We start from the raw sequence: 12,422 nt of genomic DNA, 5'->3' as shown, positions 1-12,422 counted from the left end.
AGGAACCTAAGCTCCTCTAATTTCCAGAACAGAATTCTCTTTAAGAAATCTTACGGCGGCGTGCCATGAATCCTAATAAGCCTAGCCCTGCCAACAACATTGCATAGGATTCAGGTTCCGGCACCGGGGTCAGGATTGCTGCAGTTAGAAAAATTCCATCTTCCGGCTGATTCGGGAAGGTACCGATAACACTGGTACTAAATGCCCCGGCCGCACTATCCCAAAATATATGGTACATGTTGTGATTGCCTTCATCGGTAATCACTGCATCACCTTTGTAAGCTGAAAATTCGCTTGCACCGGCTTTAATCACATTAACGGGATAATCCGCAGCATAAAAACCCTCCAGCGGATTGCCGCTGTCACCTAAGTTTAAGGGCACAAAGCTCAGCATTTCAGGTGTACCAAAGTGGAGTCCCAAGTCTTTTTCTGTGCCATCGGGGGAAATAGCTGTCAATCGCCCGGTACCTTCCGAGACAACGACCAATGTATGCGCTGGAATATCGCCAAATGCCTGAGGTGTAAAATCCAAACCTTCAGCATCCGCACCGACATTGGCTAATAAAGTGGCGGAACCCGAGCTATCGACTCGATAGACATTACCCGTCTGTGTTGTCACCACCATATTGAAACCATAGTTGCCATAAGGATCAAAAGCGATCCCGCGAACATCCCCGTTCAATCCGGTAGCAAACAGCGATTGCGTTGATCCGTCGTTTGAAAAACGGTAAACATTGCCCGCCGCTTCTGATCCGGCAAATATATCGCGCGCGTCAGTCGATCCGAACCCGCCCAGTCCCAAAGAACTGGAAACATATATTTCACCAATGCTGCCACTGCTGATAGGCAACGGCGCTCCGAAAGGCAGAAGATTGCCGCCGCTGAGATCCGTTTGATAGAGTTGATTGTTAAAATAATTCGAACCTACGAATTTATTGCCCGCATAGGCAAATCCGATGGGCGAACCGCCTGTACCACCTACAAAAGTACTGAAGCTGACCGCAAGCGCATTGCCAGTCCACAACAATGCGAGACTTCCTATCACTGATAATGACGTTACCAATTTCTTTTTCATTTTGTTCTCCTGTCGATCAAAGATAATTTGTTCTTATTGAGTGAATGATCATAAGCTTGAAGAGTCCCTTAAATAAGGGAAGTCCGTACCATTTCATCTAGGTTATTTGTCCTGCTTTCGGGGCATTTAATACCTAAAATCAAATAGTAATGACAGGAGTAGCTTAGCACAAATTTTACCGGCGGCCTATGATAGGCGGTTTCCGGTGTTGTCCAGCCAGTTCGATGGAAAAAATCGTTTTATAGGAACCTTACGATCGCACCACAAGACATCCCATGCCCTGCCGCACTAGACTCTGACAGGCCGTACGCGCTTGGTTTTCCTGCAAACCTACCAGACGCGCCCGGTACAATTTGCGATTACTGACTTCCACTTCGGTAATTACCACTTCGCCCGGTATCAAGCGTGCGGCAACCTGAGCTTGTGCACGCGCCCGGTTCGATTCCTGGTAAGAACCGATCTGCACCGCCCAGCCATCGTTCGGCAGCATAGCCGCCTTTTGCGGCTGAGATTGCGGACTGGCTGATGGTTTAACGGCCAGTTGTTGTGCCGCAGGTTCGGCTGTTTTCTGAGCAATCAGAGTGGACTTGGGCAGTGGAGCTTGGGTTCTGGCTTTCTCTTTCCGTTCGCTAGGCGATACTGTTGGTACGGCTCGGCTATCCGTGGTATTACTGGCCAAATGAACCGCACCCTGATTAAAACTGCGATCCAGCAATTGCGCCATGTGTTGATCGCGCGCCACCGCTGTGTTTCCTCCCATTACAACAGCAACCACGCGACGATCGCCGCGCTTGGCGGAAGTCGCCACATTAAAACCGGAAGCCCGGATAAACCCGGTTTTTAAACCATCCACACCCGGTGTATTACGCACCATGCGGTTGTGACTTTTATAAGTGATGCCTTTGTGGTTGAACGACTGCGTGGAGAAATAATGATAATACTTGGGAAAATCCTTGATCAGCCGTGCGGAGAGAGTGACCATATCCCGTGCTGTTGTCTTTTGTTCAGGATTGGGCAGACCTGAAGCATTGCGAAAGGTGGTGGAATGCATACCCAACTTACGCGCCTTCTCTGTCATCATGCGGCCAAAATTCGTTTCACTGGTACCCAAAGCTTCGGCCACCACAGCCGCCACATCGTTTGCAGAACGCACAATCAACGCCGGAATCGCTTCCCGCACACTGATACTATCCCCGGCGCGCAAACCGATATTCGTTGACGGCATCGATGCCGCATGCGCAGATACCGGCATGCGGAAATCCAGCGTCATTTTGTGTTGCTCGATCGCTTCAAACAACATATAAAGCGTCATCATTTTAGTCAATGAAGCCGGATAACGGCTGGCATCCGCATTGGATTCATGCAGCACGGCGCCGCTACTGGCATCGATTACGATAGCCGCAGAACGCGGATTCGCTTGCGCCGGACTCACCATAGTCAATAAAACCGCGAGAACAAAAAAAACTTTCACTCCTATACGCTCCGGTATCGTCATACGATTCACTCCTTCTGAAAGTCTGTGCATAGAAAGAAGCTTAAATGACCGGTATAAAGTTTTTTTCACATGCCGGATCAACGCTGCTCCCGCTTGCTGAGATAATGACAAATATCCATTGATAGCTGCTTTTTTATTATTTATTTTGCTGATCATATATCGATGACTCAAAAATTTCCGTGGCGTAATTTCTCATCTGCACATTTTACTGGAGCAGCGTAGTTCTATATTTCGTAATAAATAGCATATTTCCCTCTATCTACAAAGTATTTTATGCTGCAACGCGCTGTTAAATGCGCGGCCATTGAACTTTTCAGATTCCAAAATAAGTAATCCAACAAAAAAGCATTTTGAGCATGACAATGGCAGGCTAGTAAAAACCAAGGCACTACAAGACTATCACCTTGATTCAAAGATCTAAATGACTACGGGATGAATATACTAACCGTGGTTGAACCGGCGGAATATTCGGCATGCACGGTGGGTGAGTGTGGAACAGAATGCGCTGACTGGCTCGCCAATCAGCGCAGCGCAAGGAGATATTATTTTCGGAAGGGATTGATCTTGCTGAATTACTACGGATAACAAACAAGAGCGCCGCCTCGCATGGCAGCGCTCTTGTACAAGTACTTAGAACTCTTCCCAGTCACCACCACCGCCTGCGGCAACCTTGCGCGGTTGAGATTCTGGTGCTGTCGAGCCCGAGTTGGGATTGGCTGCAATTTTTCTGGTAGCAGACCCGCGATTAGGTAGTTTGGTAACCGGCGCCGTTCGATTGCTTCTTTTAACCGGCGTGACTGCGGTACTGCTGCTGCCATGCGATAACTTGAAGGTGCTGACCGCTTGTGTCAGGGAGTGCGCTTGGTCTTGCATGGACTCGGCAGCGGCGGCGGCCTCTTCCACCAATGCTGCATTCTGCTGTGTTACCTCATCCATCTGCATGACGGCTTGGTTCACTTGCTCAATACCCGAGCTTTGCTCCTGGGACGCAGCTGAGATTTCCGCCATAATATCCGTGACGCGTTTCACAGCATTGACGATCTCATCCATCGTCGAGCCCGCCTCATCAACAAGGCGAGAACCGTCTTCCACTTTGGCGACAGAATCACTGATCAACTCCTTGATCTCTTTAGCTGCTGCCGCTGAGCGTTGCGCCAAGGTACGCACCTCTGTCGCCACCACGGCAAATCCACGCCCTTGCTCACCCGCGCGCGCTGCTTCCACCGCGGCATTCAACGCCAAAATATTCGTTTGGAAAGCGATACCATCGATGACACTAATAATGTCAACAATCTTTTTGGAACTTTCATTAATCGAACTCATGGTTTGCACAACCTGACCGACTACCGCTCCCCCTTTCACTGCGACCTCGGAAGCGCCTGCTGCCAGCTGATTGGCTTGACGAGCATTATCGGCATTTTGTCTAACTGTGGAAGTGAGCTCTTCCATTGAAGAGGCGGTTTCCTCCAGGCTGGATGCTTGCTCTTCGGTACGTTGGCTCAGATCCGAATTGCCGGAAGCAATCTCACCGGAGGCCGTTGAGATTTGATCTGTACCTGCACGCACCTTATCCACCAGATCCGACAGATTGTCATTCATGGTTTTCAGTGCTTGCAACAACCGCCCGGTTTCGTTGTTTGAATTGACTTCAATGCGGCTGGTCAGATCACCGGATGCCACGGCATTTGCCACTGCGACAGCTTCATTCAGAGGGCCGATAATTGCACGTATCAGAAGAAAACCGATGATTACTGCCAGCAGTATTCCTAATGCAATCACAACCACACTGGTGATAAAAATATTCTCGTAGTTTTTTTGCGATGCCGCGTATTCCTTAGCACCCTCATCACGCTGAAGATCGATTAATTTGAACATGGTGGCATGCGCCCCATCAAATTTAGGCGTTGCATTAGTAGCATTTACAATCGCCGCATCATAATCCCCAGCCGCTGCCAAGACCATTGTATGATTTCGAGCTTCCGTATAGGCTTTCCATTCGTGATTAAAGTTTTCTATCAGTGTTTTTTCTGCCGGCGTCAAATTGGTTTCCACGTACTTTTGCCATGCTGTGGCAATCTCGGCATCCCGCTGATCAGTCATTGCCTGCCGTTCTTTTACCACCTCAGGCTTACGCGCATAAGCGGACAATACTGCATTCAAACGCGTACGTTGCATCCGGTCAATAACCAAGCCCAGATGCCCCAGGGGCACAGCGCGATCCTCATATACTCCTTTGAAAGCATCGTTTGTTTGATTCATTCCATAGATACCCAAACCACCGATACCGGCCAGCAATATCGACAACAAACTTATTACAAACACTAATCGCGATTTTATTGTTAAGTTATTAAACACTGGTGCCTCCTTAAAGTTTCTCTATTAAAAATTACTTTACCTACATCAACCTATACTTCGTTCCAGCAAACCCATATCGCTATTACTCATCAGTCTCTCGATATCAATTAATATCAACATCCGTTCTGCAACAGTTCCCAATCCCGTGATATATTCGGTATCGATCACAGCGCCAAATTCAGGCGCAGGGCGGACTTGATTGGCTTCAAGTTCAATCACATCCGATACGCCATCCACGACAATCCCCATGACTCGCCCGGCGACATTCAAAATAATAACCACAGTGAATTGATTGTATTCCACACGATCCAGCCTGAATTTGATCCTCATATCGAGGATCGGGACAATGATCCCCCGCAGATTAACAACCCCTTTAATAAAATCCGGAGCATTCGCTATTTGCGTAACAGAATCATATCCTCTGATTTCTTGTACTTTGAGTATCTCGATTCCGTATTCTTCATTACCCAAGCGGAAGGTTAGAAATTCATTAGTCATGTGTTTAACCGCAGAACCGGGTGATTCAATGAGTACATTAACCGCTTGCTCTTGCAACATGTTTAGCTCCTCTACACACTAACTAAAAACTGAATCAGTCGATCGTTAATCAGTTTTCATCGATTCTTCATTAAGATTTCTTCATAAACTTCTTAATTTTCATAAATTCTTCTATTTCATAAAATGCAGTTCATTCTTACGGAATTCAAACCTATATATTTTGCCGGTCGATTCTTCTTTTATCCTAAGAATTAATGGCATGAGTTTGCAGGAATTATCTTACTTACTAAAATTCCATTCTGATAACACTGCAAAAATTATGAATATTACGATTCCGCTGAACAATTCTGACCACTAGAACTGCCGGGGCCATTGATGAATCTACAAACGCGAAGAGATACTTTTTATCAATAGAAATGGGGCTATGCGGCCCATGGAAAGAACGGATTGTCAGCAACCGAGTGTTCCGGGCCAAATTTCACTGGCACCTGGAAGACACACAATTTAATAGCTATTGATGAAAATTGAGTCTAAAAAGACTGCTTGATGGTGAAAAATAACTTTCAAGTACTACAGTTTTTTTTCAAAAGATTGTGTTTGAATAAAAAAACACCACCCGGAAATCCGGATGGTGTTCTTGAAACTACTCAGAAAGTTTTAGAACTCTTCCCAGTTATCGTCACCGCCTCCGGCAGCTACTTTACGTGGTTGCTCGGGTAACGTTCTAACATCCGGCTCGGATTTTACCGCCGTTCTTCTCCTTGCAGGACCGCGATTCGGCAGTTTGGTAACTGCGGTTGCGCGATTACTTCTCTTAACGGCCGTTGGTGTTGAGTAACCGCCGGATAATCTGAATATACTTACCGCATGAATTAATGCTTGCGCCTGTTCTTGCATGGATTCTGCCGCTGCAGCAGCTTGTTCCACCAAGGTAGCATTTTGTTGTGTGACTTCGTCCATTTGTGTCACAGCCTGGTTAACTTGCTCGATACCGGAGCTTTGTTCTCGCGATGCAGCTGAAATCTCACTCATGATATCGGTGACACGTTTGACTGCGTTGACAATTTCATCCATCGTCGTACCCGCTTCATCGACTAGACGCGTACCATTTTCCACTTTCGCTACCGAGTCACTGATCAATTCCTTGATTTCTTTTGCCGCTGCCGCTGAGCGTTGCGCCAACGTGCGTACTTCTGTCGCTACCACTGCAAAGCCACGGCCTTGTTCACCGGCACGTGCTGCTTCGACTGCGGCATTAAGAGCCAATATATTGGTTTGAAAAGCGATGCCATCAATGACGCTGATAATATCAACAATCTTCTTGGAGCTATCGTTGATCGAACTCATGGTTTGCACCACTTGACCAATCACTGCACCACCTTTCATCGCGACTTCGGATGCGCCTGTCGCCAATTGATTCGCTTGACGAGCATTATCCGTATTTTGTTTCACGGTGGAGGTTAGTTCTTCCATTGACGATGCGGTTTCTTCCAGACTGGATGTTTGTTCTTCGGTTCGCTGGCTCAAATCCGAGTTGCCGGAAGCAATCTCGCCGGATACCGTTGAGATCTGATCGGCTCTCATCCGCACCTTACCCACCAAGTCCACCAGACTATCATTCATCGTTCTCAATGCTTGCAATAAACGCCCGGTCTCATTCGTTGAGTTGACCTCAATACGGCTGGTCAGATCACCGGATGCCACGGCATTGGCTACATTGATGGCTTCATTTAAAGGATTTACAATCGCCCGGATCAACAATAACCCAATTACAATCGCCAATAAAACACCTACTATCATTGCCGCGGAAGACAGCTAGACGGGCCTTTATTGTCATGATCTCCTGTGTAATTTATTTCTCATGAGACTGTAGCTTTCTATTAATTTAAACTTTGTTCAATCAAGCCCATATCGCTGCTGCTCATCATTTTTTCGATATCAATCAATATCAGCATGCGTTCGTCAACTGTTCCCAGTCCCATAATATATTCCGTATCAATCACCGATCCCAATCCCGGCGCAGGACGCATCTGCTCCAGCCCCAGTGTGATTACATCCGATACTCCATCCACAACGATCCCCATCACCCGGCCCGCTACGTTCAAAATTATCACTACGGTAAATTGGTCGTACGTCGCACTTCCTAACCGGAATTTAATCCGCATATCTATAATCGGGACGATTATTCCTCGCAAATTCACTACACCCTTAATGAATTCAGGAGCATTCGCTATCTGCGTTATGGCGTCATAGCCTCTTATCTCTTGTACTTTTAGTATCTCTATACCATATTCCTCGCTTCCTAAACGGAATGTCAGAAATTCATTCGCCATTTGATTCATCGCCGAACCAGATGACTCAGTGACTTTATTTATTGCCTGCTCCTGAAACATAATTTAAGCTCCTCTCGTCTTCTATCTAAAATCGATTCAACAATCGTTAATAGATCGTATTTATGACTTCTTAATTAAACTAATGAGGTTTTTCTTACGGGAAAAGAAAAAATTTTCTTTAATCATTTTTAGAATTCCGATTGCAACACTGATTTATCATCATTGAATAGAAGACTTTTCATCATTTATTTACGAGTTCAACACGATGACAATTGAAGGAATGAATCATTTCACTGTAGTGAGCAATGATTTGGAAAGAAGCAAGGCTTTTTATATGAATATACTTGGATTGAAAGAAGGCTACCGCCCGCCATTTGCATTTCCGGGCGCATGGCTTTACGCCGACAATCAAGCGATTCTGCATATCATGGCGGGCAAGCCCATGCCGCTCAACGCAACCGGTGTAATCGATCACATGGCTTTTACGGCAACCAATCTGCAGGCTACGGTTGATTGCCTAAAACTGCACGGTATTCAGTTCGATTTGCACCGCTTGAAAGGGCTGGAAATCTGGCAATTGTTTTGCCATGATCCGGACGGTGCCAAGGTGGAATTGGATTTTCCGGCCAGTGAACCAGAACCCAAGTCTTAGATCGTTACTTAGCACACTTCGGATTCTTACCCGCAGCACGCGCTTGCTGCATCAATGCCGTAGCTTTGGGTAAATGCGCACGTAAATCGTCGATACGTGTTTCGTGTGAAGGATGGGTTGATAGGAACTCTGCCGGTTGCGCTCCCTGACTGGCTTGCGCCATTTTCTGCCATAACGTGACGCTTTCGGCGGGATTAAATCCTGCTTTTGCCATTAACTCAACGCCTATCATATCCGCCTCACTTTCGTGCAAGCGGCTGAACGGCATGATCACCCCATATTGCGCGCCAACTCCAAGTAGACTCACTGCCGTTTGTCCCATGGGCGTCGTTGGCGCAGCGACTGCGGCAATCAGTGAAATTCCCATTTGCGCGCCCAGCTTTTGCGACATCCGCTCATTACTGTGCCGCGCCTGCACATGGCCAATCTCATGACCGATTACCGAGGCCAGTTGATCCTGATTATCCACAAGCTCAACCAAGCCGGTGTGCACACCAATCTTGTTGCCCGGCAAGGCGAAGGCATTCAGGGTAGCATCTTCAAACACGACCACTTCCCAAGTACCGCCTACTTCACGGGTGATCGCATCGGTAACGCAGGTTACAAACTGGTTTTCTTTTGTGTCTTGACTGATTTTCTTTCCCTGCTTCAAATCCGAGAAAGCTTGCAACCCCATCGCGTCTACCTCATTGTCAGGCATAAAAACCAGCTGAGTTCTACCCATCGGTGAAGTGGCGCAGGCCGTCAAAGAAAATATAATCAACAAAGCACATAGTATTCTGAACTTCATATCAAACTCTCTCCATAGCGTGGATGTAAGGGATTTTTCTCGTCGCCGTCATGATATTCCTTTTAACCAGCAAAAAAGCAATTTTCTTTACCATCATTATATTAAGATTCAGACGTAGCAGATCACTTAAAGTATGATATAACGCATTTTTTAACAAACAAAAGGAGCACCAAAATGAGCGATCATGTGTACAAAGTTATCGAAATCGTTGGTTCGTCGACTAAAAGCAGTGATGATGCGATTCAGCAAGCCGTCGCTAAAGCGGGTACATCCTTGCATAACCTGGATTGGTTCGAAGTAGTGGAAACGCGCGGACATATCACGAATGGCAAGATTGCACATTACCAGGTTAAGTTAAAGATCGGTTTCCGCCTGGATTGAGGCGATTAGCGCATCGATAATACTGCAACAAAGCCTCAGAACCTGAGGCTTAATCCCAGCAAAACCTCACACTCTCCCGGTAGCGGTTTATTGATCAAGCATCACACCGCAAACAGCGCAAGTTGCTCCCTCTCGCACCCTCATTGCAGCGCTCTCTCTTCCACATGCCAGCGTCAAGCCCACCGGTTCGCGGTATAATCAAACAATTTACCCAATAAAAACATCGTTCCCATGCAAGAAAAATATCATCCCCAGGAAATTGAGAAAAAAACCCAGCAGCACTGGGAGCAAACCGCCGCATTTAAAGCCGTTGAAACCCCCGGCAAACCGAAATATTACTGCCTGTCGATGTTTCCCTATCCGTCCGGCAAGCTGCATATGGGACATGTGCGCAATTACACCATCGGCGATGTGCTGTCGCGTTACCGCCGCATGCAAGGTTATAACGTATTGCAACCGATGGGTTGGGATGCATTCGGGCTGCCAGCGGAGAATGCCGCAATGCAAAACAACGTCTCGCCGGCCAAGTGGACCTACGACAACATCGCTTACATGCGCAAGCAACTGAAAAGTCTGGGGTTGAGCATCGATTGGACACGTGAAATCGCCACTTGCGATCCGAGTTACTATCACTGGAATCAATGGTTGTTTTTGCGCATGCTGGAGAAAGGGCTGGCGTATCAAACCACCGGCGTGGTCAATTGGGATCCGATCGATCAAACCGTACTAGCTAATGAACAAGTCATCGACGGTTGCGGTTGGCGTACCGGCGCACCGGTGGAAAAACGCGAAATACCGATGTACTACCTGAAAATCACGCAATACGCCGATGAATTGCTGGCTGCACTAGACACGTTGGGCGGCTGGCCGGAGCGCGTCAGAACTATGCAGGCCAACTGGATCGGCAAAAGCTATGGCGTCGATATTACCTTTCCTGCCGATACCGGATCCGGCACACCGCAAGATCTGAAAGTATTCACCACCCGTGCAGATACGCTGATGGGCGCAACCTATGTAGCCGTCGCCGCCGAACATCCGATCGCCCTGCATGCCGCACAAAATAATCCCGCGCTGCAAGCCTTCATCCAGGAATGCAAACTCGGCTCCGCCAAGGAAGCCGATCTCGCTACGCAGGAAAAGAAAGGCATGGATACCGGTTTGTTCGTGATCCATCCGCTCAATGGTGAGAAACTGCCGGTATGGGTCGCCAACTATGTGTTGATGGGTTACGGCGAAGGCGCAGTCATGGCTGTACCGGCACATGACGAACGTGATTTTGCTTTTGCCACGCAGTACCGGTTACCAATCAAAGCGGTTATCAAACCTTTGGAAGGCAATCTGGCGCTACCGCTCACCGAAGCTTACACTGAACATGGCATCACATTCGACTCGGGCGAATTCTCAGGATTAGAATTTCAGCCAGCAGTCGATGCGATTGCCTCTGCATTGGAACGAAAAAACCTGGGCAGCAAACGCGTACAATATCGCCTACGCGACTGGGGCATTTCCCGGCAGCGCTACTGGGGCTGCCCGATTCCATTGATCCATTGCACCGATTGCGGCGTGGTACCGGTACCGGACGATCAATTGCCGGTGGTGCTGCCGCAGGATCTAGTACCGGATGGTTCCGGTAATCCGCTCGGTAAAACACCGTCCTTTTATGAGTGCGCCTGTCCTAAATGCGGCAAGCCCGCGCGCCGGGAAACCGATACCATGGACACGTTCGTCGATTCTTCCTGGTATTACGCCCGCTACGCTTGCCCGGACCAGCATAATGCCATGACCGACGAGCGCGTCAATTACTGGCTGCCTGCCGATCAGTATATCGGTGGTATCGAACACGCCATTCTGCATCTGCTGTATTCGCGCTTCTGGAGCAAGATCATGCGCGACCTGGGCTTGCTGAAACTGGACGAACCGTTTACCAATTTGCTAACGCAAGGCATGGTGCTGAATGAAATTTTTTACCGCAAATCCGGCAACGGGCGCATCACCTATTTTAACCCGACCGAAGTCAGCCTCCAGCATGACGAGCAAGGCAAACGTTGCGGCGCGATCTTACTGTCGGATAATCAGCCGGTCGAATCGGGCGGCATCGGCACGATGTCGAAATCCAAGAACAATGGCGTTGATCCACAAAAACTGGTGGAAGAATATGGCGCCGATACCGCGCGCCTGTTCATGATGTTCGCCAGTCCACCGACGCAAACACTAGAATGGGCGGACGCTGGCGTCGATGGCGCGTACCGTTTTCTGAAACGCCTGTGGCGGCAAGCCTTCTTGCATCTCCAAGATGGCGCGGTCCAAATCGACCCGGCATTGCATGCCACGCTGTCCGCGGAACTCAAAACCCTGCGCTGCCAGTTGCACCAGACCATCGCCAAGGTAACCGACGACCTGGAGCGCCGCCATACCTTCAATACCGCGATTGCCGCGGTAATGGAATTGATGAATGGCTTAGCAAAATGCCTGGACACCGGTGCCGCCAGCCGCAATCTGATGCAGGAAGCGCTGGAAAGCATCGTGCTGTTGCTGTCCCCGATCGTACCGCACATCTGTCATGAACTCTGGCGCGAACTCAGACCGGGCACCGAGCTGTCCGGTCAACCCTGGCCGCAGGCGGATAACGCCGCGATGGCGCAGGATGAAATCAAGTTGATCGTGCAAGTGAATGGTAAGCTGCGTGGACAAATCAATGTCGCCAAGGATGCCGGAAAAGAAGCCATTGAACGCACTGCCCTGGCCAACGAGCATGTACAGAAATTTATCGAAGGGCAAACAGTGAAAAAAATCATTGTCGTACCCGGCAGATTGATCAACATAGTCGTATAAAAATACTGACG

9 protein-coding genes and 1 pseudogene are annotated in these 12,422 nt (G+C 48.4%); 3 read left to right on the top strand and 7 right to left on the bottom strand.

The window, feature by feature from the left end:
• Positions 1-40: 40 nt before the first annotated feature.
• From BLU57_RS16785 to BLU57_RS10095, 6 genes and pseudogenes are all read right to left on the bottom strand, one after another.
• The gene (locus tag BLU57_RS16785) at positions 41-1,075 is read right to left on the bottom strand and encodes an FxDxF family PEP-CTERM protein (RefSeq protein WP_090449270.1); all 1,035 of its coding nucleotides are present in this window, start codon (positions 1,073-1,075) and stop codon (positions 41-43) included.
• Positions 1,076-1,325: 250 nt separating this feature from the next.
• Positions 1,326-2,570, bottom strand: a complete 1,245-nt coding sequence (locus BLU57_RS10115; RefSeq protein ID WP_090320205.1) for a D-alanyl-D-alanine carboxypeptidase family protein — start codon at positions 2,568-2,570, stop codon at positions 1,326-1,328.
• Positions 2,571-3,200: 630 nt separating this feature from the next.
• Positions 3,201-4,925, bottom strand: a complete 1,725-nt coding sequence (locus BLU57_RS10110; RefSeq protein WP_090320111.1) for a methyl-accepting chemotaxis protein — start codon at positions 4,923-4,925, stop codon at positions 3,201-3,203.
• Positions 4,926-4,970: 45 nt separating this feature from the next.
• Entirely contained in the window at positions 4,971-5,483 is a 513-nt protein-coding gene (locus BLU57_RS10105) for a chemotaxis protein CheW (protein WP_090320108.1), read from the bottom strand.
• Positions 5,484-6,080: 597 nt separating this feature from the next.
• Positions 6,081-7,226 (bottom strand): annotated as a pseudogene (locus BLU57_RS10100) (methyl-accepting chemotaxis protein); the annotation flags it as partial.
• A gap of 77 nt (positions 7,227-7,303) precedes the next feature.
• Positions 7,304-7,816, bottom strand: a complete 513-nt coding sequence (locus BLU57_RS10095) for a chemotaxis protein CheW (protein WP_090320105.1) — start codon at positions 7,814-7,816, stop codon at positions 7,304-7,306.
• Positions 7,817-8,021: 205 nt separating this feature from the next.
• Between BLU57_RS10095 and BLU57_RS10090 the strand changes: the two genes are divergently transcribed.
• The gene (locus tag BLU57_RS10090; RefSeq protein ID WP_090320102.1) at positions 8,022-8,408 is read left to right on the top strand and encodes a VOC family protein; all 387 of its coding nucleotides are present in this window, start codon (positions 8,022-8,024) and stop codon (positions 8,406-8,408) included.
• A gap of 4 nt (positions 8,409-8,412) precedes the next feature.
• Here BLU57_RS10090 and BLU57_RS10085 read toward each other — a convergent pair whose 3' ends face one another.
• Entirely contained in the window at positions 8,413-9,108 is a 696-nt protein-coding gene (locus BLU57_RS10085) for a M48 family metallopeptidase (protein ID WP_256206146.1), read from the bottom strand.
• 264 nt (positions 9,109-9,372) lie between these two features.
• On the opposite strand from BLU57_RS10085, the gene BLU57_RS10080 reads away from it, so the two are divergent.
• Positions 9,373-9,579 carry a dodecin gene (locus BLU57_RS10080; RefSeq protein ID WP_090320097.1) on the top strand — a complete coding sequence of 69 codons (207 nt, stop codon included), beginning with the start codon at positions 9,373-9,375 and terminating at the stop codon, positions 9,577-9,579.
• 231 nt (positions 9,580-9,810) lie between these two features.
• Positions 9,811-12,411, top strand: a complete 2,601-nt coding sequence (gene leuS / locus BLU57_RS10075; protein ID WP_090320094.1) for a leucine--tRNA ligase — start codon at positions 9,811-9,813, stop codon at positions 12,409-12,411.
• Positions 12,412-12,422: the final 11 nt, after the last annotated feature.

The organism is Nitrosomonas oligotropha (genome assembly GCF_900106555.1).
In the GTDB taxonomy this organism is placed as follows: Bacteria; Pseudomonadota; Gammaproteobacteria; order Burkholderiales; family Nitrosomonadaceae; genus Nitrosomonas; species Nitrosomonas oligotropha_A.
Note: the sequence above shows the minus strand (reverse complement) of the source record. Positions and strands in the feature narration are given on the sequence as shown.